A 26,634-nucleotide genomic window follows, 5' to 3' on the forward strand; every position below is an offset into this window, starting at 1 on the left:
TGGTATGGAACGAAGTAGGCGATCCAGCTCTGTTGCCTTACGTACTGGGACTTCCTGCAGGTATTGAAGGGCTTGATTGCTAGCTTGTGAAAAGTGGGATCTCATGGTTCTATACATGTCTTGTTTCGCCAATGTGGGCCGATACAAAGGAAGTTTGATCGTAATCGTATTCAGCCTCATTTCCAATCCCCCCATATCTATCATTATATCAGAACACCAGTTCGATTTCAAGTAGGGGGGACTGCTTGAAAATCATGTCGGACAATTGAGATCGCAAAGTTGCCACCCTTGTCCGAAGACGATTCATCTCCTACCTAAGCTTGCACTTTGAGCGAAGGAGTCTTCTCGTCTGTATTTGATAAAAAGTACGCGTGAAGAAGCACTTCCGATTGCGGGCAATGCCCGTAGCTGGTTGTGCTTTTTTGTGTTATTGCATATGTACTCGTATGGCACTCAAAGGAGGGGTGAAATTTGGGCAAGTTCTTTACGACTAAAGAAACTGGCAAAAGAACAGTGACACCGCATGACGATTCCGCTGCATTGCTTGCCAAAATGGGCTATAATGAAAAGGAGAAAAGGGAAGTACGGATTGCTTATCTGCGAATGATTCTGCGCCTGCAAAACAAATTGGATGACGCGCGGCTCGCACTCATCATGTCAGTGGGGCTGACTTGTATTATAAGCCCAATAGAGCGGAAGGAGAAGAGATATTGCGCGAACTGAGAAAACATTACCCAGAGGAAGGAGAAAGGATTATGGAGCTGATGCCTGCCTGGAAAAAGTGGGGCTATGACGAAGGAAAGGATGAAGGCAGAGAAGAAGGAAGAGAAGAAGAACGCCGGTTGATTATTCATAAGCTATTGGAGAAAGGATTCACTCCAGAGAAGGTTGCGGACACGCTAGAACTGCCGCTGGACGAAGTGGAAAAAGTGCGCGGTTCTTAATGCGCTGCTTCGAAGTGGCACCAATGAGTCAATTTCATCATTTGTAGCAAATATCGCCGGATTTCAAATAAATTCTCAAAATATAAGCTGAGTATAAGTTTGCCTTATACTCAGCTTATATTTTTAAGGGGGCTCGCCCCTCGTCACTTCACCGGACATCGGCGTTCCCAAGGAAGCGGGCATGCCGCTGCCGCTTGCTAACCGCGGTAATCCTCAACCAGCAATTCCAATTCTCCTGTATCAGGGTGCATAAGGAAGCCGTGAACTTCCACATCTTGCGGCATCAGCGGGTGATTGCGAATAATTTGCACACTGTGCATGACGCCTTCATCCGGGCTGGCAAAGCCGCGGAGGAAGCGTTCCATGCGGATGCCGGAGTGCTCGAGCGTTTCCAGCACTTTATCGTCGATTCCTTGCTCGCGGAATTTGTTAACCATAGCGGCAGCGTCCAAATTGGTCATGCCGCAGCCGTGATGGCCGATAACGAGCACTTCACGCGCCCCCATCTCATAAATCGCCACCAAAATACTGCGCATCGCACTGCCAAAAGGCTGTGTCAAAATCGCACCGGCATTTTTAATAATTTTGGCGTCGCCGTTGCGCAAGTTAAGCGCTCGCGGAAGCAGCTCGGACAGGCGGGTGTCCATGCAGGTCAAGATCGCCATCTTTTTATCCGGAAATTTATCGGTTAAATAAGCCTCATATTGTTTTTCTTCAACAAACTGCTTGTTGAACTCCATTAATTGTGAAACGATTGACATACGGTTCCTCCTCTGTAATCTGTATGATGTCGGTTATTGTAACTATTGTTGCTGTTGTCTCTTGCATCAACAAGAATCTGCTGTAAACCTGCCGGTCGTCAACACAAATTGCAACACGGCAGCCGCTCGAGATTTTTCTAGTAAAATGATTATAGCACCGATAGAATAGTTGTCTCTACTGGCAGGGAGCATTTTTTTTGCGGTAACCAAAAAAAGATTTGGTAAATCCGCCAGGCAGCCACCCGATCAAATGGCAGAAATTTTCCGGTCCGCACCGGTTTCATTCCATTCAATAATTGATTATTATTAGTTTCAAAATAGGTCGGCATGCCAGAGGCTTGCAGGAAGACATGGATCAAGGGGGTTTTGGCATTGTATCAAATCGTAGTTGCTGAAGATGAACATTGGCTGCGCAGTGAACTGACAGAAATGATAGAACGGATCGGCAATGGATTTACCGTTGTCGGCGAAGCGGTCGACGGGGAAGATGCCTGGAATATGGTGCATGAGCTGTGGCCGGCGATTTTAATTACGGACATCCGCATGCCGCGCAAAGATGGAATGGAGCTGCTGCGCGAGATGGACGAAGCCGGTCTGCCGATCGTGTCGATTATTATTAGCGGTTACGATGAATTCGCCTATGCCCGGCAAGCGGTCCGCTACGGGGTATCCGAATATTTACTGAAGCCTGTCATGCAGGATGAATTGAAGGATGCGCTGCTCAAATCAAGAGAGCGCCTCGCCTTGTTTCAAGAGCTGAATGAATGCTTCAAAATCGTCAATGAATTCATCGAACGGCTGCCCAAGCTGGACCCGGCTGAACGGACCGGTGCAACGGGCAGCTTAATCAATCAGATATGGAAGTCGCAAATGGCGTTCCCCAAGTCGCGGAAATCGGCTTTAATCGTCTTCGCAGGCAAATTGACCGAGTTGATTCAGGGGATTGAGGCAGACGCGGCTTTTCCGGAGCAGCCCGATTGGGGCGATAAGGAAGCGGTTTTGCATTATTTTCAGCATCTGATGGAACGATGGTCGATAAAAGCCAGCGCGGTATCCGGCCACGAAATGCGGCAGGTCATCCGCAGATCTTGCGACTATATCGAGCATCACTACATGCAGCCGCTTACATTGGTGAAGATGGCCGGGCAAGCGAATTTAAGCCCTTCGTATTTTGGGCATTTGTTCAAGCAGTATACAGGACAAGCTTTCATCGGCTATTTAAACGGGGTGCGCATTCAAAAGGCGAAGGCGCTGCTGATGGAAGCGGACATCAAAATCTATGAAGCGGCGGAGATGGTCGGATTTGTGTCGCTGCCCCATTTTAACCGGACGTTTAAGACCAATACGGGCATGACCCCTAATGATTACCGCAAAGGGATGGGATTGACTTGAAAATACGCTACTTGCATTCCCTTAAATTTCGCATGACGCTGGCTTTTCTGGTGGTAAACCTGCTGTCTCTGGTGCTGGCGCTCGCGATTGCGAGCCATCTGTTTAACAATGTGGCGGCCAAAGACTTTCAAGGTTTATCCGGCGATGCTGCGGCGCGCTTTAATTACGATATGGATTCTTACATCGAACGCTTGATGGAATCGACGTCAGGTATTGCGGCCAATCCACAAGTACAAGCCTATTTAACTTCAGAAAACTCCACGCCGGAGGTGACGGAAGCCATCTCCAGTGAACTTCAGAAATTCGCGGCCACCAATCGTCCGGAAATTGCGGGCATGTTTCTGATGTCCAAACAGAGCAAAATGATTTCTATTTTCAGCTATTATTATTCGCGTTCAGACTTTTACTCCAATGAACCGTGGTTTTCGCTTCCTTTTCAATCCGAACCGCAAATCATTCCTACGCATTACACCAATTATCCGAATCAAACGAAGTATGCGGTCATTACCGTCGTCATCCCGATCTATGATATCAACACGATTGAGGTGGTCGGACGGCTGGTGCTGGACATTATTCCGAAGCGGGTAATCGAGACGTTTGGCGAAACGGGGATGGGCGAGCGCGGGTATCCGTTCGTTGTTTCGGCCGACGATATCGTCGTTTATCATCCAAATGATGCCTATGTCGGGCTTCCTCGGGCCGAGACGCCGCTAGCGTCCCTGCAATTGGCTTCAGACGCCGGTGCGTCTTATAAGCAGGATTGGAATGGTGAACCATGGTTTGTATCGGTCAATAAATCCAACCGGATGAACTGGAATATCGTTTCCGTCATTCCCTCCTCAGAGATGGAGGCGGGCTTGAAGGCGGTCCGCAATGCCATTTACGTGTCGTTTTTTGTCGTCACGCTTGCCATTATGGCGGTTGTCCCTGTGCTGACCCACCAATTCGTCAAACGTGTAACCGGGTTAAAAAATATGATGGCCACGGTAGCCAAAGGCGATTTGTCCGTGCGGGCCAAGCTGGAGAAAAGACGGGACGAGTTTCAATATTTGCAGCTTGGATTCAATAACATGGTTTCGCGCCTGCAGCAATTAATGGGCGAAGTTTACGAGCTGCAAATGAACGAGATGCGGCTGGAATTGCGGCAAAAAGAAGCTTTGATCCGGGCGCTGCAAAATCAGATTAATCCGCATTTGCTGTACAACACGCTGGGCATTATTAAAAGTATGGCCTATTTCGAAAATATGCCCAAGATCGAGCTGATTGCCCGCAACCTGGCAGACGTTTACCGGTATACGGCTCGTTTCGAACAGTCGGAGGTGACGCTGCGCGAGGAACTGGACATCATGAATAAATATTTTGAAATCATTCATTTGCGCTTCCCGGCCACTTTTCACCGGACCGTGACGGTTAACGAACGGTTTCTGGATTGCTTGTGCATGAAGCTCACGCTGCAGCCGCTGGTGGAAAATGCCGTGAAATATGCGATCGAACCGCATGGAGGGGACGGAACCATTATTGTGAGCGCCTATGAAGACGAGGGCGACCTGGTCATCGAAATTGCCGATAACGGAAAAGGAATACCGGCAGCGCAGCTGGAGGAAATTCATCAGATGCTGGCACAGGCCGCAGCTATGCGCAATGCGGACGCCGTGCCGCACCCGCACAGCTCACTGGGGCTGGCGAATGTCCATGCCCGTCTGGTGCTCAAATATGGTGAGCGCTACGGCATTCGCATCGATTCATTTTTGGGCAAAGGAACGGTCGTTTCTGTGCGGATTCCGCTGCGGACAGGCGAGCCGGACATACCTTTTGGCATAACTTCGTGAAAATGAGTCGGAAATCGTGAATTCGAATAAGGCGCCTTGAAGGGGACTTTTTTATACTGGATAAGAACAGACACCGCATTCAAGGGGGAATACAGGGTGAAAAAAGTATGGCTGACTGTATTGGCTGCATCACTGCTGGCAACAGTAGCGGTAGGCTGCGGAGACAAAGGCGGCGGGAACGAGAAACCTGCGAATGAGCCTTCTTCGCAAGCGGATGCATCCAAGGATGACCAGTCCGAGAAGCTGGATATTACGATAATGGTCAGTACGGCGGCAGGCGGCGGCTGGTCGGATGACCACCCGATGGTCAAGCTGCTGAATGAGAAATTCAATATTAATTTGAAGTTTCAGTGGGTACCGGGCGACAGCTATAACGAGAAGCTGAACGTACTGGCGGCTTCGAACAATTTTCCTGATTTATTTCAAGTTTGGGATGCTTCGACTTACAGCAAATGGATGAACAAAGGTGTATTTCTCGACCTGCAGCCGCTGCTGAAGGACTATCCGAACATCACCGGCAATGTCACAGAAGAGGCGCTGCGGATGATGAATCCGAAGGACAAAATCTACGGGCTGCCGATGTATGCGCCGGCTTTCCGCAGCAATTTGTCTATCCGCCAGGACTGGCTGGATAAGCTGAACCTGAAAATGCCGACGACTGTGGATGAATTTTATCAGGTAGCCAAAGCTTTCGCCGAGCAGGATCCGGACGGCAACGGTAAAAAGGATACGATCGGCTTCAGCATGTCCGTCGGGACGAATCAGCTTGTCGGCATCGATTATTTGAAGGGCGCCTTCGGCTTGGCCAACAACTGGAAGCTGGAGGACGGCAAGCTGGTGCCTCAACAGGTGCAGGCGGCAGAATGGAAAGCCTTGGCCGAGTTTTTGCGCAAAGCTTATGCAGAAGGCGTGTTGGATAAAGACTTCGCAGTGAACAAGGAACGCGACCCGTGGAACAAGCTGGAGGCAAACACGAGCGGTATTGCTGAGGTCAATCCGAACGAGGTGTATAAACAATCTCTGCCTACGCTTCAGAAGCTTGCGCCAGAGGCGGATATTGTGCAGCTCGCGCCGCCGAAAGGGCCGACAGGATTGCAATTTGCCAACACAATTACAAGCACGGCGAAAATTGTCTTGAACGCCAAGCTGGATGAGCAGAAGCAGCAGCGTATCCTGCAGGTGTTGGACTATATTTTCTCGGATGAAGGCTTTATTTTGACGAAAAATGGTATTGAGGGCATCCACTATAAGAAAGAGGGCGATACCTACACCAAGCTGGACGCGTTTGATACGGACCGCCCGCAAATATTGTCGACATGGTTTATCCGCCGCTTCGATCCAGGTATCCAAATTCGGCTGTGGGATGATCAGGCCTATGCCGACAAAGTTATGGCATGGTTTAGTAATACCGAGCAATACCGCTGGACCGATCCGGCTGCCGGGCTGATTTCCGAAACGGCCTCCAAATTAGGGGCGCAAATCGACCAAAAGCTGGTGGCGGCAGTTGTCAAGGTTATCGTCGGCGGGGAGCCTGTGGAGTCAATCGACAAAGCGATTGAAGCATGGAGAGCAGGCGGCGGCGATAAAATTATTGAAGAAACCAATGCTATCTATGCTGAGCTGCACTAACAGATGGGCATAGCTGAGCCGGCATCGTTTACATTAACAGAGCTGGATCGGCAGGATTAAAGAAACGAACTGCTATAGGGCCTCGCCATGAGAGATACTCCGCCGGAAGGGATTGAGCAAGAGAGCTTCCGGCGGAGGCGGGGGCGAGGCCCTTTTAGGCGGCCTTAGGTTTATGATCAGGGGAGATGACTAACATGTCCGATACGAAGAAGCTCCTCCGCCGGGGAATTCCGCTCTATCTTATGATTGCGCCCGGATTGCTCTATTTTATTTTGTTTCGCTATTTGCCGATGGGCGGGATTTTGATTGCTTTTCAAAATTATGAGCCTTTCGACGGTTTTCGGCATAGTGAATGGGTTGGATTAGAGCATTTTGTGCGTTTGTTTGGCGAGGCAGATTTCTGGCAATTGTTGAGGAATACATTAATTTTGAGCGCTATGAATTTGTTTTTATTTTTCCCTGCCCCGATCGTGCTCGCATTGCTTTTGAATGAAGCGCGGGTCCGGGCTTTCCGCAAGACAGTGCAGACGCTTACTTATATGCCGCATTTTTTGTCCTGGGTCGTTGTTGTCGGCATTTCAGTATTGCTATTTTCTACGCAGGAAGGCGCAATTAACAAACTGTTTATTTCATGGGGATGGGACAGGATCGAGCTGCTGACGGACCCCGCTTATTTCCGCCCGTTATACACGCTGATGAATATTTGGAAAGAGTCGGGCTGGAGTGCGATCATTTTTCTCGCTGCTCTCGCTTCTGTTGATCCGACGCTTTATGAGGCGGCTGTCATGGACGGAGCGAGCCGCTGGAAGCAAATGATTCATGTCAGCTTGCCGGCTCTGAAAAACGTGATTCTGATTTTGTTCATTTTACGGCTGGGGCAGACGATGGATACCGGTTTTGAGCAGGTGCTGCTCATGCAGAACACGCTAAACATGGATGTGTCCGATGTGTTCGACACCTATGTGTATCGCGTCGGTATTTTGTCGGCTGAGTACAGTTATACTACGGCTGTTGGCCTGTTCAAGTCCTTGGTTGGCCTCGTGCTTATTATCGCGGCGAACAGCTTTGCCAAACGTAAGGGAGAAGAGGGTGTTTACTGATGAAAACGACAGGAACGGATCGTATTTTTGTCGGCGCGGTCTACACGATTTTAGCCGTCTGCACATTGGCGGTGCTGCTGCCTTTTCTCTATGTAGTACTGGTTTCATTTGCCACCAAGCATGAGGTGCTCTCGCGAGGATTTTTCCTTTTTCCGCAGGAGTGGACGCTTAATTCCTATCAATTTTTGTTCCGGGAGCATAATTTTCTGAAAGCTTTTCAAAACTCGCTCTGGATTACATTTGTCGGTACGATCATCAATATGGTGCTGACCAGCCTGATGGCGTACGCTTTGGCCAAACGCTGGCTGGTCGGCAGGAAAACGATCAACTTGCTTGTTCTTTTTACGATGCTGTTCAATGGCGGCATTATTCCGACTTATTTAATTGTAAACAGCCTTCATTTGCTGGACAGCTACTGGTCGATCTGGCTGACAGCGGCAATTGCGCCGTTCCATTTGATCGTGATGCGTAGCTTCTTCCAGAGCTTTCCCGTCGAATTGGAAGAATCGTCGCGTATTGACGGCTGCGGGGAATTGCGCCTGTTCTGGAACATTGTCGTTCCGCTGTCGATGCCGGCGATCGCGACTTTCACTTTGTTTTATATGGTGCAAAACTGGAATACATTTTTCAACGCTTTGATCTATATTAACGATTCGGACAAATGGCCGCTGCAAGTTTATTTACGGCAAATGCTGATCGAATCCGCCGACTCGTCGATGTCGCTCGATATCGAAGGATTTGAGTACGGCCCGCCGGTTAAAATGGCGACTGTCGTCGCAACCGCATTGCCACTGCTCGTCGTGTACCCCTTCCTGCAAAAGTATTTCAACAAAGGGATGCTGCTCGGCTCTGTGAAAGGTTGATTTAAGAAGTTTGGAGGAGGCACACGTTTATGGAGCAACCTGCTGCAGCTGCGGGCGGAAAAAGACCGCATGTCGTATTTATTATCGCCGACGATCATCGTTATGACGCCATTCGCGCATTCGGTAATCACCAGGTGAGCACGCCTGTCCTAGACGCTCTTGCCGCTGAAGGAACATCCCTGTGCGGGACGCATATATTCGGCGGTCTGACCGGGGCGGTCTGCGCTCCCAGCCGGGCTTGTGTGAATACTGGGCAATCGATTTTCAAGTCGATGATCGGCAGCGATATTCAAGTGTGGGAGCGCTCTGTCGTGATCCGCCCGGAAGTAAGGCTCATGCCGGAGACGCTGCGCGAAGCCGGTTACCGTACACATGCAGTAGGCAAATGGCATAATGACAAAGCAAGCTTCGCCCGCAGCTTTGAAGGCGGAGATAAGCTGTTTTTTTATGGCATGAGCGACCATAAAAAGGTGCCGGTGCAGGATTACGACCCGACAGGTGTTTATGACAAGGAGCGAGAATATATCGAGGAAACGTTCTCGACGGAACTGTTTACGGATGCGGCGGTTTCGTTTATTGAAGGATATGACGGGGAAAACAATGAGGATCGTCCATTCTATTTATATATAGCTTATACGGCACCGCATGATCCGCGGACTGCGCCTGAGCTGTACGCTTCGATGTATGACCCGGCAGCTATTCCGCTGCCGCCGAATTTCCAGACTGCGCACCCCTTTGACAACGGCGAGCTGGAAGTCCGGGATGAACGGCTGGCGCAGCATCCGCGGGATGAAGCGGAGATCCGCCGGCATATTGCCGACTATTATGCCATGATCACGCATATGGATGCCCAGATTGGCCGGGTGGTGGAAACGCTGAAAGCCAAAGGCATTTATGAGGATACGCTGATCGTCTATACGGCGGACCATGGGCTTGCTGTCGGCCAGCACGGTTTGATGGGCAAGCAGAATCTGTATGAGCATAGCACGCATATTCCGCTCATTATGAAGGGGCCCGGCGTGCCGGAAGGCAAGCAAGTCACAGAGCTGTCCAGCAATATCGATATTTTTCCGACCGTAGCGGAGCTGTGTGGGCTTGAGCTGCCGTTTCAGACCGGCGGCGGGTTCAGTGGCGGCGGGGTCAGTCTGGCGCCGCTTGTTAGAGGAACGGCGGCGAATGGCCGACCGGCGGTATGTACCGCTTACCGGGATGTCCAGCGCATGGTGCTCAGCAGACAGGACGGCAATTGGAAGCTGATCCGCTACTATCGTTCTCCTGTCACGAATACGGGCACGGATAAGCTGCAATTATTCAATCTTGACGAGGACCCGTGGGAGACAGAAGATGTGTCGGGCGTGGCGGCCAATGAGCCGCATTTGAAGCGCCTGGCGGCAGAGCTGCAGCGTTGGATGGACGAGAACGGAGATTTTATGCGGGATGTGCTGGTACTGCCGGCGTAGACAAGGAGAGGGAGAGACCATGGAGCAAATGCAACGAGAGATTGTTGATCAAACGCAGCCGTCCCGACGGCGTCCTAATATTTTGTTTATTCAGACTGACCAGCAGCGTGTCGATACGATGGCGGTGTACGGCGGGAAAGTATGCCAGACCCCTCATTTGAACCGTCTGGCGGAAGAGAGTGTCGTGTTTGACAACGCATATACAAGCTGTCCGGTCTGTACACCGGCGCGTGCTTCTATGCAGACGGGCTTGTACCCGTTCAAGCATGGCATGCAGACAAACGGATACGGCATGGGAAGCATGGTGCAGGAACTGCCTGATACGCCGCGCTTGTTAAGCCGCCAGTTGGCTGAGCAGAATTACAGCATCGGATATACAGGCAAATGGCATTTGGGCACTGAATCCGATGAACAGCGCCATTTGGACGCCAATCTAGCCTATGTCCATTTTCCGGAAATTGCTGCAGGTATGCGGACTTTGCCGACAGATGTCGGATATGAGGGCGACAATTTCGGCGGACACGGGCTTGGCGGAATGGTTTATCCGGCCTTCAAGCAATATTTGCAGGAGAATGGGTTGGAATGGAAGCTGGAGAACAAAATATCCGGCCACTTCGAAGGCCACTATGCTGCCGAGCTGACATCTCCGGAAGCAGGCACGGTGGAGCATTATTTGGTTGACCGGGCTATCCATCACATCGAGCAGTTCCGTGAGCGGGAGCAGCCGTTCTTCTTTTCGCTCAATTTCTGGGGGCCTCATGAGCCGTATATTGCGCCGACGCGCTTTTTGGATCTCTACCGCGACCAGGAGCTGGAGCCTTGGCCGAATTTCTGCGACAGCGGCGAAGGCAAGCCTTCCATTCACCGGATTAAAATGGGCAATACGAAGGAATGGAGCGACTTTGTTCCGTATATCCGCCACTATTATGCCTTCATGAGCAGCATTGACGAGCAGATCGGGCGTTTGCTCGACTATTTGAAGCAGCGCGGGCTCTATGAAGATACGGTCATTATTTTTACGGCGGATCATGGGGAATCGCTTGGCATACATGGCGGGTTGTGCGACAAATCGTACTTTATGTACGAGGAGACTTGCCGGATTCCGCTGCTGGTGAAGCCCGCCGGACAAAATGTAACACAACGCAGGGAGGAGCGGTTCGTCGGTACCTGCGACATTCATGCCACTATATTGGGCTTGGCCGGTGTAGAGACGCTGCCGCAGGGAGCAGACGGCAGATCGTTTGCGCCCGTGCTGGAAGGCGGGCTGCTGGAAGAATGGCCGGACAGCGTGGTAACTGAAGGGGCAGGCTTGGAAAGCGTCATGTTTACCCAGCGCATGATACGCAAAGGCACCTGCAAATACGTGTTCAACTGCGGCGACCTGGACGAGCTGTATGACTTAGCCGATGATCCGCATGAACTGAGCAACCGGGTCGACGATCCTGCTTATGCAGATAAGCTGAGAGCGATGCGCGAAGCGCTGGCGGACTGGATGGTTCGTCATGAGGACGGACTGCTGAAACAGTATAAACGGCTGCGGATGTAGAAGCAATTCCGGCATATGAGAGCTAGCTGCTGCATACCGCCGCATAGAAAAAAGGTCGAACCGGAGCGTAAACTTGCTCCATGGCTCGGCCTTTTTTTGTGATGTCGCCCGTCTGTAAAGGTCTGTTGTTACTGAAGTGTCGGCTGCTGCCATCAAGGCATCTAGGCGTCTAAGCGTCTAAGCGTGTAGGCGTTGAGGGGCAAGCTTAGCATCTGGGTCCGTTAGCAAGTCAGAATCATCCTGGCATTGCTATTCGGGTTGCTATTGACATCACTATTTCCTAGTCGTATATTATGAATATAAAATAAAATTATTCATATAATTTTAAAAGGAGCCAGATCGATGCCCAAGTTTACGGAAACGGAGAAGCAGCGTATCGAAGCCAAGCTGCTGGAGGCGGCAAAAGAACGGTTCATCACGCTTGGCTTGAAAAAAACGAGTGTTGAGGAACTTACGCGGTCAGCAGGTATTGCTCAGGGATCGTTTTATTTGTTTTTTAATTCAAAAGAAGAGCTTTATTTTGAGATTATCCAGCGGGAGGAGGCAGTGATCCGCAGCAAGCTGAATGAAAGCTTTTTGGCGGCATTCCGCGCAGGGTCGGCTGAGGCGATGAAGCATTTTTTACGGGAATCGCTGGCCGTGATGGAGGAGAATCCGCTGATCCGGCAGATGTATGATGAGGACTTGCTGGCGGCTCTTTTCCGCAAGCTGCCGGAAGAGAAGCTGGCCCAGCATTTTAACCAGGACGTTGACTTCTTCCTGCCGCTCATTACAGAGGCCCAGCAGCAAGGGTGGATTATTGAGTCGAATCCGGCCACGATCGTCAGCCTGCTCCGCTCCTTTGTCCTGCTTGCATTGCAGCGCAAACTGATCGGCGAGGAACAGTACAGGGAGACGATGGAGCTGCTGATGAGCATGATTGCAGACGGGCTGGTCCGCAATACACAGGTAAGGATGGAGAAAGGCGGGAGGCTTGATGATTGAAGTTAAAGAGCTACGCTTTCGCTATCCCGGAGCCAAGGAGCCGGCGCTTCGCGGCATTGATTTCTCGATTGGCCCAGGGGAAATATTCGGCTTTCTCGGCCCCTCCGGAGCGGGCAAAAGCACCACTCAAAAAATATTGATCGGCATTTTGAAACAGTACGAGGGCCAGGTTCGTGTCATGGGGCGGGAATTGCGGCAGGCCAAAAATGATTATTATGAAAAAATCGGCGTTGCGTTTGAATTCCCCAATTTTTACAGCCGATTTACAGCACTTGAGAACCTGCGGCTGTTTCGCTCTCTTTATGCAGGGGAGACGGAAGAGCCGCAGCGCCTGCTGGAGATGGTCGATCTCGGGAAATTTGCTGATGAGAAGGTATCCGGTTTTTCAAAGGGAATGAAAATGCGGCTCAATTTTTGCCGGGCGCTGCTCAGTAAGCCGGATATCCTTTTTCTGGATGAACCCACCTCAGGGCTGGACCCTGTTAACGCGCAAGTGATGAAACAATTGATTCTGGAGAAAAAAGCGGAAGGCAAAACAATCGTCATGACCACACACAATATGCAGGCTGCCGAGGAGATCTGTGACCGGATCGCCTTCATTGTCGACGGCGGCATCAGCTTGATTGATACGCCGCGCGAACTGAAGCTGCGGCATGGCAAGCGGCGCGTCCGTATTGAGTTTCGCGAGGAGGCGAAGCTGGTGTCGGAACAATTCGAGCTGGACGGTATTGGCGCTAACAAATCCTTTCTGCAGCTGCTGCGCAACAAGCCCATCGAGACGATCCATTCCCAGGAGGCGACATTGCAGGATATTTTTCTGGCGGTCACGGGGAGGCGGCTAACATGAGATTCGTATCGGCATTAGGCTATGATATGAAGCTGCAGGCCAGACACGGCTTTTACTACGCTTATTTGATTATCAGCATCCTGTATATTATTCTGCTGCAGGCGCTGCCCGGGGAATACCGGCAGTTGACCGGTATAATATTAACCTTTTCCGATCCCAGCGCTCTGGGCTTTTTCTTTATTGGCGGGCTCGTACTGCTGGAGAAAGGCCAGGGCATTCATGACAGCTTATTTGTTACGCCCTATACGACAAGCGAATATATTTGGTCGAAAACCTTGTCCTTAATGCTGCTGTCACTGCTGACGAGTACTGTCATACATTTAAGCGCTTTCGGTCTTAGTGCCGGTTCCAGCCTGCTTCCTTTTTGGGCCGGAGTCGGGCTGACCTCTATTTTCTTTACCCTGATTGGCCTTGGCGTCGCCGCAGGCTGTCAAACCTTAAACGGGTTTTTTCTGCAATCCATGCTTGTGACAGCAGTATTTTACTTGCCGCTGCTAGAAATAGTCGGGGTCTACGACAGGCTGCATCTTTTATACGCCGTTTTGCCGACACATGCCACATTGCTGCTGCTCAAATCTCCGTTTGAGCCTGTCAGCAATTTGACCCTTCTGTATGCGATGCTGCAGCTGGGAGCTTGGATTGCTCTCGCTTATTTGTGGACGCGCCGTATGTTCACCCGTGCGGTCATCCTGAAAATCGGGAAAGGGGAAGGCTGATGAATCGTGTGCTCATCTTGCTTCGCGGGGATCTGCGGCAGCTGGCTTATGATCCGATGCTTATCTTTTTCCTCGTTGCCCCGCTCATGCTGATTGCGGCAGTCAGTCTTGGCATTCCTGCGTTTGCGGTCCTTTTGCAGAGGGAGGCCGGGTTTGATCTAATTGCTTATTATCCATTGGTGCTGAATGTGGCTCTGCTGATGATTCCGTTAATTTTGGGTGTGATGAACGGTTTCTTGTTGTTAGATGAACGGGACGAGAAGCTGATTGATTATTTCGCCGTTACCCCGCTGACCAAGACCGGTTATATTGCTTACCGGCTCCTCCTTCCGATCAGTTTGTCCTTTATTTACGTTTTTTTGCTGCTGGCATTAAACGGGCTGGTACCGGTGCGTGCGGGCAGCTTCCTCCTGACCATGCCTGTGCTTGTATTGGAAACGCCGCTGGTCACCTTGTTTATGGCCGCTTTTGCCGCCAACAAGGTTGAAGGGCTCGCTTTATCAAAAGGGTTAGGCATATTGCTGTTTGTTCCCGCGGTTGTCCATTTTGTTCCGTATCCCTGGCAGCTGCTCGGCGGGATTGTCCCGTCCTTTTGGGTAGCGGCGGCACATTCGGCCAGCATGAGTGTTTCGCCGCCTTTGCCGGGCTTACTCTGCTGTCTGCTCGGGTTGGCGGCCCATTATTTGGCCTTGCGGTATTTGCTAAGACGGTTTATGCACAAGCTGGATTGATGGTGGTGTAGCATTGCTGCGCGGATTTGGCTGTGATCCATATCGCAGCCTGACAGACGCTTTTAGCATATAATGGTACAGTAATGCTGATTTTTTATACTTTCTTAGGAGGGATAGCGCATGAAATTGGAAGGCAAAGTTGCGATTGTCACTGGAGCAGGGTCAGGCATGGGGAAGGAAATCGCGCTGTTATTCGCCCGTGAGGGGGCGAAGGTCGTCGTTGCAGACTTGAATGAAGCTACTGCACAGGCAACGGCGGCGGCTATTGCAGAAGAATCAGGCACCGCAATTGCTGTGGCAGTCAATGTCGCCAAGGAAGAAGACACCCAGCGCATGATTGATGCAGCTGTCAATACATACGGTACGCTGGACATTCTGGTCAACAATGCGGGCATTATGGACAATATGACACCGCTGCACGAGGTGACCGATGCGCTCTGGGAGCGTGTTCTGGCTGTGAATACGACCGGACCGATGCGGGCAATCCGTTTGGCGCTGCCTATTTTTACTGCCAAAGGCAAGGGCAATATTATCAACGTCGCTTCTATTGGCGGCTTGCAGGGCTCTCGTGCCGGGGCGGCTTACACGACATCCAAACATGCGGTTATCGGCTTGACGAAAAATGTCGGCTTCCAATACGCGGCACAAGGGATTCGCTGCAATGCTATCGCGCCAGGCGGCGTTAACACGAATATCGGCACAGGCGACACTGTCCCGAATGAATTTGGCCTGGGACGGGCTACGGCAGGTGCAGCGGCAATGCCGCGAGTGGGCGAGCCTTCGGAAATCGCCGGCGTCGCGCTGTTCCTGGCATCAGAGGACTCCAGCTTCGTCAATGGCACGGTCATTACAGCCGATGCGGGCTGGACGGCTTATTAATACACTTTAGATTACAGAGGACGCTTTCGGAACCATGCTTGATCATGGACGCCGGAGGCGTCCTTTTTGTTTTTTCATCCGAACTCCACATACGTACAGTTTCCTTGAGCGCGACAAACATACTGTAAGGAGAGGTGATCAAATTGAGCAAAAAGAAGTACAAAAGCGCTACACTTTGGGGGAAACTGCGTGTATGCCGCTATTTGTCGGCTAATCGAGCCACACGCAGCATGATCCCAGCAACAGTCTCGTTTTCTAAGACAAATTTGCAGCAGATGGCAGCAAAGCATCGGTCACTCTATATTAAGCCGGATGTCGGGTCGTTAGGCATCGGAATTTTCAAGATGAGCCGCCAGCCAAGCGGATATATGCTGAAGATGATCTCGGGGAAAAAACAAGTCCAAAAAACGTTCAAGACTTTGTCCGCTGTACATCGTCATATCCATTCCAAGCAGAAGAAAAAAATGATCATTCAAAAAGCGATCCCGCTTGACAAGGTAGACAGGCGCTCCTATGACATTCGGGGCATGATCCAGCGCAAGCCGAAGGGGGCATGGACCTGCACAGGATTTATAGTCAGGGTAGGCAAGCCGAACAAAATTGTAACGAACGTCTATCAGGGCGGGAAGGTATACACGCTCCCTAAACTGCATAGCAAGCAAGGCTTGACTGCTGAAAGCGCCGCTGAGCGTACCCGGCAAATTACGAGCAAAGGACTCACTGTAGCCAAAATGCTGAGCCGTAAGCGTTCAGGCATGCGCGAGCTGGGAATTGACTTTGCATACGATAAAAAGGGTCATTTATGGATTCTGGAAGTGAACTCCAATCACCCGCAATTTTACCCGATCAAAAATATCGACCGGGCAGCATACAATCGAATGCTCTCATTCGCCAAAAGCTACGGCAGACATAGTGCAAGATAATACTGGGAGACCGATTACGGAGCATGGCGTCGATGCTCCGTACATATTAGATCGGACAAGCCAACAAAATTTTGATTTGACAATTTCGTTCATTACTTATATAGTTAGTTACATGAGTAACTAACCAGTTAGGTTGCAAGGAGGCGGATGCCAAAATGGATGCCAGTCGTCCGATTTTTGTCCAAATCGCCGAACGGATCGAAGATGATATTATTGCTGGACATTTGCCTGAAGAGACGCAGGTTCCTTCGACGAATCAGTTCGCGGCGTTTTATCAAATAAATCCGGCAACGGCGGCAAAGGGTGTAAACCTGCTTGTTGATGAGCAAATTTTGTATAAGAAGCGAGGGATTGGCATGTTTGTGGCAACAGGAGCCAGAGATAGGCTGATTGAAAAGCGGAAAGAACAGTTTTTTGAGCAGTATGTTGTGACGATGATACGTGAAGCTGGGAAACTCGGCATTACCAAGGAGCAATTGACGGCGATGATTCAACGAGGGGAAGGTGAATAGCATGGCGGGCAAAATCGTGGAAGTTACTGGTTTAACCAAACAGTTCGGCGCAATGAAGGCTGTGGACAACGTCAGTTTTCATCTGGAGGCCGACAAAATATACGGTTTTCTTGGCCGTAACGGAGCGGGCAAGACGACAATTATGCATATGATAACGGCGCAGCAATTTCCGAGCGAAGGCGATATTAAGCTGTTTGGCGAGGCGCCTTATGAGAACAACCGTGTGCTGAGCCGCGTATGCTTCATCAAAGAGGGGCAAAAATATCCGGATCATTTTAAAGTTCGCGATGTACTGGATGTTGCGGGGGCGACGTTTCCGAACTGGGATCGCGATTATGCGCTGGAGCTGATCGAGGAGTTTCGACTGCCGCTGAAGCGGCAAGTGAAAAAGCTGTCTCGCGGCATGCTGTCCGCTGTCGGCATTATTGTAGGACTGGCAAGTCGTGCCGAATTGACACTGTTCGATGAGCCTTATCTCGGTTTGGATGCTGTAGCGCGCACCCTATTCTATGACCGGCTTATCCAAGATTATGCCGAGCATCCGCGGACAATTGTGTTGTCCACCCATCTCATCGATGAGGTCAGCCAATTGCTGGAGCATGTGATCGTCATCGATCAAGGCAGGTTGCTGCTCAATGATGAAGCAGAAACGCTGCGCGGCCGCGCATACACAGTTGCCGGCGCGTCCGCGGCGGTTGAACAATTCATTGCCGGCAAAGAGGTCATTGACCGGGAACCGTTTGGCGGCCTGTTGAAGGCGACCGTGGTAAGCGGCGGCGATGCTGCTGCCGAGCAGCGTCGGGCAATTGAGCTTGGACTGGAACTGACTGCCGTATCGCTGCAGCAGCTGATCGTTCATTTGACAAGCGGCAAACAGACAAGAAAGGCGGCGATATGAGTATGAATGGGACAATCCGCTTAAACGGCGTGCTTAGAATGTACATGAAATTCAAGCTGTTTTTACTGTTTGTACCTTGGTTAATTGTTTTCTCAAGCTTTGTGGTCAATCTCATTGTTGGCTATTTTGTAACGGAAGAGGTCTATACGGGCGGAGTAATATCGATCTATGTCTACATGCTAATCGCCGGCTTGATTGTGCTGCCGCAGATGTTTCCCTTTTCGGTCGGGCTTAGCATGCGAAGGAAGGATTTTTATTATGGTACACTAGTTGTAATGGCTGCAGTTAGTGTAATTACGGCTGCGCTGCTTGTGCTCTTAAGCGTAATCGAGCATGAATGGGCATCCGGCTGGGGAGTTGGCTTGCATTTCTTTCATTTGCCAATTTGGAATGACGCCCCGGCGATCGGCCAGTTCTGGATGATGAGCTCCTTGCTGCTTCATGTGTTTATGCTCGGTTTCGTTATTTCGAGTGTTCATCGCAGATTTGGCAAGATGGGTATGCTTATTTTGACGATTGTTTCCTTTCTGCTCTCTAGCTTGGCTGTCCTGATCGCTACCTATAATCATTGGTGGGAGACGATCTTCTCGCCGCTGCTGGAGAAAACGCCGTTGGAAATTGTAAGCTGGCTGTTCCCGCTGACAATTGTTTATGCCCTGATCTCGTATTTGCTGCTGCGCAAGTCGACGGTGTAATAAATAAAAAGAAGATGACTTCTGGGCTGATAACCAGGAGTCATCTTCTTTTTATTTTTGCTTATACTTCCCGTTTACGGGAAATGATCAGTAGCGCGCCGACAAAAATGACGGCAATTGCTAAAAACGGTCCGCCGAATGTCAGTTTGTCTAGGATCGCGCCGATTGAGAAGACAAAGAAGAACAGCAAGGACAAAACAGTCAGAATGTTAATCGGGATGAGCAAATATCTGTTTCGTCCGCCAAACCAGTAAAGCTCGAACAGGCCGACTGCCGGAGCGAGAATAAAACCAGGCCAGGTGTAGCCCCAGCTATCGAACAGCATGGAGACTTGGCAGATAAATCCTGCAGTGAGCAGTACACCGCCAGGGACAAGCAAGCCGACCCCGCGCCGATTGGTCATATAGAAATACATCCAGTGAAAAAACAATCCGAGCGGGATAACGAACATCGTTGGCCAGAAATAGCCGAAAATTTCCCCGGGACCAAATGACAAGCCTGTGCCTGAGTTAAACAGCAGATAGGCGCCAAGCAGCACAAGCAGAGGGCCGAGAACTGTACGAGTATTCACGTTTCAGTTCCTCCTTGATTCAAGATTCGTTAATCTCAGTGTATCACGTATGATGCTGTGCTGTCCTCATTCCAGAGACGGAGGCGACCTCATTCTGCAGCGTTAATTGCATGGCGTTATCCGAGAGGAACCCTATACTGGGAATGGGTTTCAATAAGATGCTCGCCTTGATTGTAGACCCATCTGAATTGAAAACGATTCCCTTTATAGCCTGTACGAGCGCGGATGTCCGGAATAATGACGGTCTCCAAGTTTAGTTCAATGGTTTGCTCAAGCCCACGGATCCGCTGCTCATTGGCTGCTGCCTGGGCAACCGCCTCTTCTTCCGGAAAGGTTTGGCGAAAGTACATCTCGGCAACCTCCTGATCGCTCCATTCCTCAGGAAGCGGATTATTCGAACCGCGAAAAACAACACGGGCCGTATCAATCCAATCGCGGTACAAGTCCATGGATAGCTCTATCATTTGTTATGATCTCTCCTTCAAAAAGCTGCAAACGATCTATTGTGATTACCGTATCATATCTTTTATGCAAACTGCAATTTTATTGGCATTATATTTGTTTTGCGGCAGGAAAATGGGAAGCGGGAATGGAATAGTTTCTATACTATTAATTTGACTGGGAAAAAATTTTATAGATTCTTTTTGTTTTTGCGCAAAAATCGACAGCTTTAGTGTTTCTAAGTGTGGTAAAGTAATACTTGATAATAAATGTAGAGGAGGCTGTTTGACGATGAACTACCATTTTTATGTAGGGAATGACAACGGGAATAGTGAGCACGATATAATTGTGGATGGAAAGCTGATCCAGCAGCCGAACGTGAATTGTGCTGTAGATTCCCTTCCGTGGAGCGAGGAGCAATCGCCGGAAAGCTTTATTAAGAACCTTCAGGAGCAGCTGGTCGTTACAATCGATTCCCCGGCAACACGCCCTGGTATGTACTATGTGGGCAAGTTTGCGCTGGAGAGCGGTGAAATCCTCGATAATTTGCAGATCGGAATCGATTTGAAAAGCGAAATGGATTTGCCGATCATTAATACGCTGGCGCAAATTTCCGCGGTTGCCGTACAAAAGGCTTACGAGGATGAGAAGAAGGTTCCGGACCATATCGAGCTGGAAGTCGACATGGCGACCGCGCTTCCGGTCACACAGCATACAGACGAGAACGCAGCCAGATTCGAAAAGCGTTTTATGTCCGGCACCCATCATGTGACGGTTCATCTGGGGATTCACCGCGTGGCGGTCAAGATTGTATTCTCATTCGCCAAGGTTGTTCCCGAAGCGACGCCGGTCATCTTTACATTGCAGAAGGATAGCGAAGGCAACTGGCGGGAAGGCGAAATTTTCCAAGCCTTTACGGAAACATATGGAATCGACAAAAAATTTAACGGCAGCTTTTTTAAGGACAAGCGTATTCTACATGTAGATATCGGCGACGGTTCGACAGAATATCCGATTACGGAAGGCAACAAATTTTTGCGCCAATTCGTTCATGGCAGCCATCACGGCATTGGCTACGCAATCGAGGAAGCGCTGAATGATTTTAATCGATTGATACATTTGCCAGACAGCCCGCGGCAATTTTTCAGCGATGTCGTCAAAAATCCAAAGCATAAATATCATGCTCGCGCGTTAAAAACTTTGAAGCGCCCTCTGGAAATGCAAGCGCGGCAAATTATGCAAAATGTGAAGCGTCAGTTGACCAAGGCGCGGAACGAAATCGACGTAATCTGCGTATATGGCGGCGGCAGCATCATTATGGAACCGATCCTTAATCCATTGCTTAAGGAGCTCTGCGATGAGCGTGAAATCAAGCTGTTCTACGTGCCTGAGCTATATGCGGTACAATTGAATGCAATGGGACTGGATGCCTTTGTCCGTGGGAAAATTTTCGAGGCGTTGAAAAATAAGGCTGCTCAGCCGGTATAAAAGTCATGCCCGCCGAATTTTCGATAATACAGAGATTGGCAGAAGGTGATAAGCATGAAAAAATTGAAAGAGCCAGGTGGCAATATTAGCTTGAAAACGAAGAAGAATGAAGATCCTGCCATTATGCAGTGGCTGAATGCGCAGAGCAACTTGATGGATTCGATCCGGTATTTAATCGAGAATGAAGTGCGCCAGTATGGAGTGCGAAATTTGCAAACTTTTGTGCCGGCGGAACGCCCGTTCAGTTTATCTGATAGTGCAGCGGTTGAGGCTGGAACTTCTGTGGGACAAGCGGCTGTCGTACATAATCAGGAGCTGGCAGCAGCGATGGAGACGGTTGTTGTGGCTGATGTGCAAGCAGCAGATGTGCACCAGGCTCAGGAGGAGCCAACTGCCGAGCCGTCTGCAACGCCTCAAGCGGCGGCGGCTGCGGAAGAGCCGATTGCTGCAGCAGACGTAGCAGCTTATGCTGAAGAGCAGGATGAAGTGGAGCAAATCGAAGACGATATTGACGATGATGATATCGAATCCTGGACATAAATAGCGTCGGTAACACCAAGTAGGACTAGGGAATACCTAGGGCTTCTTGGTGTTACTTTTATATTCAAGTTTAAGTGATGCTTTGGGTTACTCAGTAATGCTAAAGGTGTTTTCATCATAATCGCATGGAAAATGAACAAAGTTTGCTTTGTTCATTTTTGTGCTGTGGTCAGCGCCGTCTTCTTAGCGAGCGGGCCATGAGAATTTGCGCACAGGACAGGATCATCAGCAACGTGAAAATGCCAATAAGGAAAGAATAGTAGTTGATATAGATCGTATTAGTATATTGATTGATCGCCCCAAACTCATCAATTTTTCCATCTATGGACAGCAGAATGCGATGAGCGTGACCGTTCTGCAAATAACCGCTTGCAAGCAACAAGATGAGGAAGAAGAACGGATAGAAGAAGCCACGGCGGGCAAAAAACTTCGTTTTCACCACCAGATAAACAATCCCGGCGAGCAGCAGCAGATAGAGCGGGATTTCCCAAAACCATAGTAAAAGTCCTGGATTTCCATTACCGGATATGCCTCGGCCCGGTCTCATTTTAATGGTGAATATATCAGTGGCTTGAATTGCGATCAAATTGAGTGCGAACAGAACCGCCGTACATATAGCTACAGTTTTGGTTGACATTTTCGATCCCCCTTAGCTTTGCCGAATTGATGCCGGCTGCAAATACTCACAACCCTCAAGGCCATTACAGTCCTCCGGTCGCTATGACCAAAACATACCATATTTCTCTTGTCGAAGTAACCTTTATTTCCAGCTTAAATAATGACAGTATTTAAGGTCTATATAAGTTCTGCAACATGTTATGTCCCGCATCTCCGCCTCGAGACCGAGTAAAACTCTGTACCTGAGACGGAATGAACCTGTGCAGATCTCCTTTATGATGAGATTAACGGATTTCTTCTGGAGAATAATTGAATGAAATATTCAATCAAAAAAATAATGGGGTGTTGCAACTGCTGCAAAAATTACTTAAAACCGTCATGCAAAGTACCTGGATGATATGGGAACGTATCTTTAGCTTCATTTCACGATTCCGCAGCTCGCATATCTCGCGCTTTGGCATATGCACGGTAATGATAAAGAAGCATCGGGGGGAGCGCATCATCTGTGAGGACTCCACGGTCATTCAGAATGGAGATCTGGTGGGTGAGCTTCATTTGGATAATGAGACGATTCTGAAGTTAATTCGGTCGGAAGGGCCGGATCGTGCGGCTCTTAAAATAGCGAGGCTTGGAAGGAAGTCCATCCAGCAGATTAGCCGCGCTTATGAAAGCCAGGCCGAGTTCAGCGAGGTCAGCGCATTGATCGGGATTACGCTGCTGCACCGTGGATTAACGCATGGTCTTGGCTTTGAGCATCAAGTGATGAAACCTGACTTTTTTCTCAAAATAACGACTTCGTACCTTCGCATGCTGCTATCTGTCATGCACCCCGAGGGGAAGAGCCGCATCGATCGAAGAACCGAATTACTCGTTCCGATGATGTTGATCCATACGCGGTCATCGCTGATGAAACGCTTTTCAATGACGGATAGGAGGAAGTCACAGGAAGAAGGGCATACCCCGGCCTTGGTATCGGCCGCGATCGAAGGTTGAGCGGGGAGGCAATGCTCCGGATAAGAGATAAGCCTGTGTGCTGAAGATCGATGATGCTGACAAGTCCCGTTAAACCATCGGTTTTACAGAAGGCGGCATGGGAGACTTGGCAGGAGCCTGCCGCTGCTTCTTGTACAAAGCACAAACCATACTCATTTGACTCCCCACAATTTAAACATTAATATAGTAAATGATTACGCAATCATTGCAAAATGGCAGATGGATGGGGATTTTTATGATTACAATGAAAGATGTGGCAAAGCTTGCAGGAGTTTCGCCAATAACCGTTTCTCGGGTTATCAGTTCCCCTGAGCAGGTGCGGCCTGCTACTCAGGCGAAAGTGATGAAAGCGATCGAGGAATTGAATTTTAAACCGAATAATATTGCCCGCAGCCTGGTCACGAATCGGACAGATACAATCGGTTTACTGTTGTCGAATATAGCTAACCCTTATTATCCGGAGTTTATTCTCGGATTAGAAACGTATGCGCGCGCTCAAGGCAAGAATGTCATTATTTGCAATGCGCAGGATTACGATACAGCCTCGCACAATTTGGAGCTGCTATTGGAAAAGCGTGTCGACGGCATTGTTATAACATCGATTGAGTTTGCATCCATGAAGCTGCAAGAGAAATTTCATGCAGAGCTGGAAGATCTGGTCCATATGAAGCAGAAGTCGATTCCGATCGTATTGATGGATCCGAATCCGCGCTCTACGCTGCTATCATGTGTGGAAGTGGATAACTATTTGGCTGGCAGAATTGCGATGGATCACTTGCATAGTCTTGGTCATCGAAGGATTGCTCATCTTTCGGTTGAACGCGATGCCAATGTCTGGATCGATCGGATGCGCGCTTTCAAAGATGCGTATAGGCGCTATGGTCTGGATTTGCAGCAGGAGCTCGTTGAGCTGATTGAAACAGAGGACGTCCGGGCGGCGGCAGCGGCGGCGACCCGTTTGCTCCAGTGCACTCCCCGGCCGACAGCGATATTTGCCGGGAATGATTTGCTTGCTATTGGAGCACTGCATGCAGCGCATCGGCTGGGAATCCGCGTTCCGGAGCAATTATCGATTATCGGAATCGATGGCATTAATGTAGGCGACCAGATATACCCCCGCCTCACAACAGTGGCCCACCCGCAAAGCAAGGTCGGCGAAGTAGCCGCGCAATTGCTGCTTGATAAAATTAATGGCAACGACGATAACAGCAGCATTATTTTAAAGCCTGCATTGCTGGTTCGTGAGAGTACCGCCGCAGTGGAGAAGCTCTGAAGCTCATTTGCGAGGAATGCGCTTCTCCTCTTTTTGTTGAAAGTAAATGAAAACGAAAACTTCACTTTCACTCCATACAGTTGCTATTGACAAAAATAATTGGGCTAGGTATGATGTACACACGAAATGATTGCGTTACCATTTCAAATTGGAAGTTTAAAGAAACTCCATCACTATTCCAAGCTGTACATAATGTAAAATTTGTCGAACAAAAATGATTGCGATATCATTAACGGTTCGGAAGGAATGATGTGCTCTCAACTTCCAGGTGATCTAACGGGGGAAGTTTTAGCTGGAGCAGGTCGGCTATGCTGAATGCTGGAGAAAAACGCTGGACGGTTATAGCAGCTATAGGTTTTGGAAGACAAGTCTTGCTGCTCTTGGCAAAAGAACATTGAGCGTGTCTTCCAAAATCAAAATGGTTGCGTTAACATAATAAATTATTGGGGGTATTCTAATGGTTAGAGGGAATCGTTGGTACAAATTGATGGCTGTTTCCACGATTTCGATGCTGCTGCTATCTGCTTGCAGCGGCGGCGGAAATGGCGGCAGCAAAGAAACGGGAAGCAATGGCGAGACAGGCAAGCCGAATAAGCAGGAGCAAAAGGTAATTGTGGTTGATCCAGGCGGCGACTTTACCGATTATTCACCAACCGTCAGCCAAGAAAAATCGGATGCAAACCCGCATCCGTACAATGAAATTCGAGTGTTGGCCGATGAATGGGAAAAGCTTCACCCGGAAGCGAGAATTGAAATTTTGTCGCCTACGAAATCGAAGGACCGAAAAGTAGCGGTTGCCCAGCTTGCGGCTGGCACGGCAGCGGATATTATTTATCAAATCGGCGTCTTTAAAAACGAAGATTATCCGAAAGGATGGGTGCTGCCATTCGACAAATATTTGGAGATGCCGAATCCTTACGTAGAAGGAAATAAGCAATGGAAAGAAATTTACAATGAAGCATGGCTGAATAAATCTGGAGACGGCAAAGTTTACTACGTTCCCATTGATGCTGTACCAATCGGCATTATTTATAACAAGGAGCTGTTTGCCAAGGCGGGCATCGATACCGCTCCCGTAACCTATAATGATTTTTTCGAGGCGGAGAAAAAGCTGAAAGCAATTGGCGTGGCGCCATATATGCCGATCTACCGCTGGTCGGATATTACGCTGGAGACAGCCGTCTTCGCCAAAAAGATTAAAGAGTGGGACGTCCTTACCAAGGATGGTGTCGTCGATCAGGAAGAGTTCGTCCGCGCCTACAAAAAGGGCCTTTATAAAGTAGATTCACCGGAAAACCGCGAATATTTCAAGCTGAAAAAGCAAAAAGCCGAAGGCTATCCGAACGGCTGGAACAGTACAGACGCTTATAAAGCGTTTGTCACAGGGAAGGTTGCGATGATCGAGGCGGTTGGCATTCATATGCGCAATGTTAAGGATGACAAGGATCGCAAGTTTGAATACGGCACTACCTCATTCCCGGTACTGTCTGCTGAGGATTCGCCTTTTGGCGGCACGAACACGATCAGAGGGATGGCCGGCTACGGCACGGCATGGCAGTTGACGAATACGGCGGAGAAAAAAGGTACAGCGGATCTTGCTGCCGATTTCCTCATGTTCTTGACAGCGCCGCAGAACAATTCGCGTCTTGTTAACACATTGGAAGCAGCAATTCCGGCGGCCAACGGCGCGGAAGCGGTCGAAATGTTCAAGCCGATGTATGACCAATTCCAGCAAGACTATAAGGACGGTTACTTGAGCTGGGGGGCGTTCTATGCGGGAACACTGGCAGGGCCGGAGTATCTGCAAACCTATGAGAAGCTGTCTGTTGACTATTTGTTAGGCTCCATTAGCCTGGATAAAATGCTGATCGAGCTGGATAAGTCGATGAAGAAAAGCGTTGACAACCTGGTTCAGCAGCATAAGTATGATGAATCGAAGTGGTAGCCGTGAGTGAAGTGTGAAAATAGCTAAGGGTGTTCGCCCGCATAAGGCGGACACCT

Annotated in this window: 28 protein-coding genes; 23 read left to right on the top strand and 5 right to left on the bottom strand. The window is 49.6% G+C overall.

Annotated features, from left to right (window positions below; all coding sequences use genetic code 11):
* Window positions 1-180, bottom strand: a 180-nt coding sequence (locus ACFQ0N_RS22975) for a hypothetical protein (RefSeq protein ID WP_379330626.1), incomplete at its 3' end; no start/stop codon positions are given.
* 291 nt (window positions 181-471) lie between these two features.
* On the opposite strand from ACFQ0N_RS22975, the gene ACFQ0N_RS22980 reads away from it, so the two are divergent.
* A complete protein-coding gene (locus ACFQ0N_RS22980; RefSeq protein WP_379330628.1) occupies window positions 472-723 on the top strand; it encodes a hypothetical protein in 252 nt (83 codons plus the stop codon).
* 32 nt (window positions 724-755) lie between these two features.
* Window positions 756-944, top strand: a complete 189-nt coding sequence (locus ACFQ0N_RS22985) for a hypothetical protein (RefSeq protein WP_379330630.1) — start codon at window positions 756-758, stop codon at window positions 942-944.
* Window positions 945-1,141: 197 nt separating this feature from the next.
* Here the strand turns inward: ACFQ0N_RS22985 and ACFQ0N_RS22990 are convergent, their stop codons facing one another.
* The gene (locus tag ACFQ0N_RS22990; RefSeq protein ID WP_379330632.1) at window positions 1,142-1,705 is read right to left on the bottom strand and encodes a beta-class carbonic anhydrase; all 564 of its coding nucleotides are present in this window, start codon (window positions 1,703-1,705) and stop codon (window positions 1,142-1,144) included.
* Window positions 1,706-2,077: 372 nt separating this feature from the next.
* Between ACFQ0N_RS22990 and ACFQ0N_RS22995 the strand changes: the two genes are divergently transcribed.
* The 16 genes from ACFQ0N_RS22995 to ACFQ0N_RS23075 all read left to right on the top strand — a co-directional run bounded on the left by ACFQ0N_RS22995 (window position 2,078) and on the right by ACFQ0N_RS23075 (window position 18,709).
* Window positions 2,078-3,097 carry a response regulator transcription factor gene (locus ACFQ0N_RS22995; RefSeq protein ID WP_379330634.1) on the top strand — a complete coding sequence of 340 codons (1,020 nt, stop codon included), beginning with the start codon at window positions 2,078-2,080 and terminating at the stop codon, window positions 3,095-3,097.
* The gene (locus tag ACFQ0N_RS23000) at window positions 3,094-4,926 is read left to right on the top strand and encodes a histidine kinase (RefSeq protein ID WP_379330636.1); all 1,833 of its coding nucleotides are present in this window, start codon (window positions 3,094-3,096) and stop codon (window positions 4,924-4,926) included. The genes ACFQ0N_RS22995 and ACFQ0N_RS23000 overlap by 4 nt, the downstream gene beginning before the upstream one ends.
* Before the next feature lie 96 nt (window positions 4,927-5,022).
* On the top strand, window positions 5,023-6,555 hold the full coding sequence (locus ACFQ0N_RS23005) for an extracellular solute-binding protein (protein WP_379330638.1): 1,533 nt from the start codon (window positions 5,023-5,025) through the stop codon (window positions 6,553-6,555).
* Between the two features lie 194 nt (window positions 6,556-6,749).
* Window positions 6,750-7,655 (top strand): ABC transporter permease, encoded by a 906-nt coding sequence (locus ACFQ0N_RS38310; RefSeq protein ID WP_483874990.1) that lies wholly within the window; start codon window positions 6,750-6,752, stop codon window positions 7,653-7,655.
* The gene (locus tag ACFQ0N_RS23020; RefSeq protein ID WP_379330640.1) at window positions 7,655-8,518 is read left to right on the top strand and encodes a carbohydrate ABC transporter permease; all 864 of its coding nucleotides are present in this window, start codon (window positions 7,655-7,657) and stop codon (window positions 8,516-8,518) included. Before ACFQ0N_RS38310 ends, ACFQ0N_RS23020 begins: the two co-directional genes overlap by 1 nt.
* Window positions 8,519-8,547: 29 nt before the next feature.
* Entirely contained in the window at window positions 8,548-9,978 is a 1,431-nt protein-coding gene (locus tag ACFQ0N_RS23025; protein ID WP_379330642.1) for a sulfatase family protein, read from the top strand.
* A 19-nt stretch (window positions 9,979-9,997) separates the two neighbouring features.
* Window positions 9,998-11,524, top strand: a complete 1,527-nt coding sequence (locus ACFQ0N_RS23030; RefSeq protein ID WP_379330644.1) for a sulfatase family protein — start codon at window positions 9,998-10,000, stop codon at window positions 11,522-11,524.
* Between the two features lie 342 nt (window positions 11,525-11,866).
* Window positions 11,867-12,508 carry a TetR/AcrR family transcriptional regulator gene (locus tag ACFQ0N_RS23035; protein ID WP_379330646.1) on the top strand — a complete coding sequence of 214 codons (642 nt, stop codon included), beginning with the start codon at window positions 11,867-11,869 and terminating at the stop codon, window positions 12,506-12,508.
* The gene (locus ACFQ0N_RS23040) at window positions 12,501-13,355 is read left to right on the top strand and encodes an ABC transporter ATP-binding protein (protein ID WP_379330648.1); all 855 of its coding nucleotides are present in this window, start codon (window positions 12,501-12,503) and stop codon (window positions 13,353-13,355) included. The genes ACFQ0N_RS23035 and ACFQ0N_RS23040 overlap by 8 nt, the downstream gene beginning before the upstream one ends.
* Window positions 13,352-14,071 carry a fluoroquinolone export ABC transporter permease subunit gene (locus ACFQ0N_RS23045; protein ID WP_379330650.1) on the top strand — a complete coding sequence of 240 codons (720 nt, stop codon included), beginning with the start codon at window positions 13,352-13,354 and terminating at the stop codon, window positions 14,069-14,071. The genes ACFQ0N_RS23040 and ACFQ0N_RS23045 overlap by 4 nt, the downstream gene beginning before the upstream one ends.
* On the top strand, window positions 14,071-14,802 hold the full coding sequence (locus tag ACFQ0N_RS23050; protein ID WP_379330652.1) for a hypothetical protein: 732 nt from the start codon (window positions 14,071-14,073) through the stop codon (window positions 14,800-14,802). Before ACFQ0N_RS23045 ends, ACFQ0N_RS23050 begins: the two co-directional genes overlap by 1 nt.
* Before the next feature lie 120 nt (window positions 14,803-14,922).
* Window positions 14,923-15,681, top strand: coding sequence for an SDR family oxidoreductase (locus ACFQ0N_RS23055; RefSeq protein WP_379330654.1), 759 nt, complete (start codon window positions 14,923-14,925; stop codon window positions 15,679-15,681).
* A gap of 143 nt (window positions 15,682-15,824) precedes the next feature.
* Window positions 15,825-16,604 carry a YheC/YheD family protein gene (locus tag ACFQ0N_RS23060; protein ID WP_379330657.1) on the top strand — a complete coding sequence of 260 codons (780 nt, stop codon included), beginning with the start codon at window positions 15,825-15,827 and terminating at the stop codon, window positions 16,602-16,604.
* 155 nt (window positions 16,605-16,759) lie between these two features.
* Entirely contained in the window at window positions 16,760-17,116 is a 357-nt protein-coding gene (locus tag ACFQ0N_RS23065; RefSeq protein WP_379330659.1) for a GntR family transcriptional regulator, read from the top strand.
* Window position 17,117: 1 nt separating this feature from the next.
* The gene (locus ACFQ0N_RS23070) at window positions 17,118-18,014 is read left to right on the top strand and encodes an ABC transporter ATP-binding protein (protein WP_379330661.1); all 897 of its coding nucleotides are present in this window, start codon (window positions 17,118-17,120) and stop codon (window positions 18,012-18,014) included.
* 2 nt (window positions 18,015-18,016) lie between these two features.
* Window positions 18,017-18,709: a hypothetical protein gene (locus ACFQ0N_RS23075; RefSeq protein ID WP_379330663.1), complete on the top strand. Its 693-nt coding sequence runs from the start codon at window positions 18,017-18,019 to the stop codon at window positions 18,707-18,709.
* A gap of 61 nt (window positions 18,710-18,770) precedes the next feature.
* Here ACFQ0N_RS23075 and ACFQ0N_RS23080 read toward each other — a convergent pair whose 3' ends face one another.
* Together ACFQ0N_RS23080 and ACFQ0N_RS23085 are read right to left on the bottom strand one after the other, a co-directional pair.
* The gene (locus tag ACFQ0N_RS23080) at window positions 18,771-19,280 is read right to left on the bottom strand and encodes a hypothetical protein (RefSeq protein WP_379330665.1); all 510 of its coding nucleotides are present in this window, start codon (window positions 19,278-19,280) and stop codon (window positions 18,771-18,773) included.
* A 116-nt stretch (window positions 19,281-19,396) separates the two neighbouring features.
* On the bottom strand, window positions 19,397-19,744 hold the full coding sequence (locus ACFQ0N_RS23085; RefSeq protein ID WP_379330667.1) for a hypothetical protein: 348 nt from the start codon (window positions 19,742-19,744) through the stop codon (window positions 19,397-19,399).
* Window positions 19,745-20,012: 268 nt separating this feature from the next.
* Between ACFQ0N_RS23085 and ACFQ0N_RS23090 the strand changes: the two genes are divergently transcribed.
* Together ACFQ0N_RS23090 and ACFQ0N_RS23095 are read left to right on the top strand one after the other, a co-directional pair.
* Window positions 20,013-21,209 (top strand): hypothetical protein, encoded by a 1,197-nt coding sequence (locus tag ACFQ0N_RS23090; RefSeq protein ID WP_379330669.1) that lies wholly within the window; start codon window positions 20,013-20,015, stop codon window positions 21,207-21,209.
* A 54-nt stretch (window positions 21,210-21,263) separates the two neighbouring features.
* Window positions 21,264-21,749 (top strand): hypothetical protein, encoded by a 486-nt coding sequence (locus ACFQ0N_RS23095; RefSeq protein WP_379330671.1) that lies wholly within the window; start codon window positions 21,264-21,266, stop codon window positions 21,747-21,749.
* Window positions 21,750-21,918: 169 nt separating this feature from the next.
* Here the strand turns inward: ACFQ0N_RS23095 and ACFQ0N_RS23100 are convergent, their stop codons facing one another.
* Window positions 21,919-22,386 carry a hypothetical protein gene (locus ACFQ0N_RS23100; RefSeq protein WP_379330673.1) on the bottom strand — a complete coding sequence of 156 codons (468 nt, stop codon included), beginning with the start codon at window positions 22,384-22,386 and terminating at the stop codon, window positions 21,919-21,921.
* 359 nt (window positions 22,387-22,745) lie between these two features.
* On the opposite strand from ACFQ0N_RS23100, the gene ACFQ0N_RS23105 reads away from it, so the two are divergent.
* From ACFQ0N_RS23105 to ACFQ0N_RS23115, 3 genes are all read left to right on the top strand, one after another.
* Window positions 22,746-23,360, top strand: coding sequence for a YkoP family protein (locus ACFQ0N_RS23105; RefSeq protein WP_379331044.1), 615 nt, complete (start codon window positions 22,746-22,748; stop codon window positions 23,358-23,360).
* Window positions 23,361-23,595: 235 nt separating this feature from the next.
* Complete coding sequence (locus tag ACFQ0N_RS23110; protein WP_379330675.1) at window positions 23,596-24,633, top strand: LacI family DNA-binding transcriptional regulator; 1,038 nt, start codon at window positions 23,596-23,598, stop codon at window positions 24,631-24,633.
* A gap of 457 nt (window positions 24,634-25,090) precedes the next feature.
* Window positions 25,091-26,578 (top strand): ABC transporter substrate-binding protein, encoded by a 1,488-nt coding sequence (locus tag ACFQ0N_RS23115; protein WP_379330677.1) that lies wholly within the window; start codon window positions 25,091-25,093, stop codon window positions 26,576-26,578.
* The last annotated feature ends 56 nt before the right edge of the window (window positions 26,579-26,634 follow it).

It is taken from the genome of Paenibacillus sp. GCM10027626 (assembly GCF_042676285.1).
GTDB lineage: Bacteria > Bacillota > Bacilli > Paenibacillales > Paenibacillaceae > Paenibacillus_Z.

What these genes read in the sequence shown, in the direction of transcription:
- ACFQ0N_RS23075 (WP_379330663.1), top strand. Translation starts at nt 18,017, where the DNA reads ATGAATGGGACAATCCGCTTAAACGGCGTGCTTAGAATGTACATGAAA.
- ACFQ0N_RS23020 (WP_379330640.1), top strand. Translation starts at nt 7,655, where the DNA reads ATGAAAACGACAGGAACGGATCGTATTTTTGTCGGCGCGGTCTACACG.
- ACFQ0N_RS23055 (WP_379330654.1), top strand. Translation starts at nt 14,923, where the DNA reads ATGAAATTGGAAGGCAAAGTTGCGATTGTCACTGGAGCAGGGTCAGGC.
- ACFQ0N_RS23090 (WP_379330669.1), top strand. Translation starts at nt 20,013, where the DNA reads ATGAACTACCATTTTTATGTAGGGAATGACAACGGGAATAGTGAGCAC.
- ACFQ0N_RS23110 (WP_379330675.1), top strand. Translation starts at nt 23,596, where the DNA reads ATGATTACAATGAAAGATGTGGCAAAGCTTGCAGGAGTTTCGCCAATA.
- ACFQ0N_RS23085 (WP_379330667.1), bottom strand. Translation starts at nt 19,744, where the DNA reads ATGATAGAGCTATCCATGGACTTGTACCGCGATTGGATTGATACGGCC.
- ACFQ0N_RS23100 (WP_379330673.1), bottom strand. Translation starts at nt 22,386, where the DNA reads ATGTCAACCAAAACTGTAGCTATATGTACGGCGGTTCTGTTCGCACTC.
- ACFQ0N_RS23115 (WP_379330677.1), top strand. Translation starts at nt 25,091, where the DNA reads ATGGTTAGAGGGAATCGTTGGTACAAATTGATGGCTGTTTCCACGATT.
- ACFQ0N_RS22985 (WP_379330630.1), top strand. Translation starts at nt 756, where the DNA reads ATGGAGCTGATGCCTGCCTGGAAAAAGTGGGGCTATGACGAAGGAAAG.
- ACFQ0N_RS23070 (WP_379330661.1), top strand. Translation starts at nt 17,118, where the DNA reads ATGGCGGGCAAAATCGTGGAAGTTACTGGTTTAACCAAACAGTTCGGC.
- ACFQ0N_RS38310 (WP_483874990.1), top strand. Translation starts at nt 6,750, where the DNA reads ATGTCCGATACGAAGAAGCTCCTCCGCCGGGGAATTCCGCTCTATCTT.
- ACFQ0N_RS23105 (WP_379331044.1), top strand. Translation starts at nt 22,746, where the DNA reads ATGCAAAGTACCTGGATGATATGGGAACGTATCTTTAGCTTCATTTCA.
- ACFQ0N_RS23030 (WP_379330644.1), top strand. Translation starts at nt 9,998, where the DNA reads ATGGAGCAAATGCAACGAGAGATTGTTGATCAAACGCAGCCGTCCCGA.
- ACFQ0N_RS23065 (WP_379330659.1), top strand. Translation starts at nt 16,760, where the DNA reads ATGGATGCCAGTCGTCCGATTTTTGTCCAAATCGCCGAACGGATCGAA.
- ACFQ0N_RS23035 (WP_379330646.1), top strand. Translation starts at nt 11,867, where the DNA reads ATGCCCAAGTTTACGGAAACGGAGAAGCAGCGTATCGAAGCCAAGCTG.
- ACFQ0N_RS23040 (WP_379330648.1), top strand. Translation starts at nt 12,501, where the DNA reads ATGATTGAAGTTAAAGAGCTACGCTTTCGCTATCCCGGAGCCAAGGAG.
- ACFQ0N_RS22990 (WP_379330632.1), bottom strand. Translation starts at nt 1,705, where the DNA reads ATGTCAATCGTTTCACAATTAATGGAGTTCAACAAGCAGTTTGTTGAA.
- ACFQ0N_RS23025 (WP_379330642.1), top strand. Translation starts at nt 8,548, where the DNA reads ATGGAGCAACCTGCTGCAGCTGCGGGCGGAAAAAGACCGCATGTCGTA.
- ACFQ0N_RS23095 (WP_379330671.1), top strand. Translation starts at nt 21,264, where the DNA reads ATGAAAAAATTGAAAGAGCCAGGTGGCAATATTAGCTTGAAAACGAAG.
- ACFQ0N_RS23045 (WP_379330650.1), top strand. Translation starts at nt 13,352, where the DNA reads ATGAGATTCGTATCGGCATTAGGCTATGATATGAAGCTGCAGGCCAGA.
- ACFQ0N_RS23050 (WP_379330652.1), top strand. Translation starts at nt 14,071, where the DNA reads ATGAATCGTGTGCTCATCTTGCTTCGCGGGGATCTGCGGCAGCTGGCT.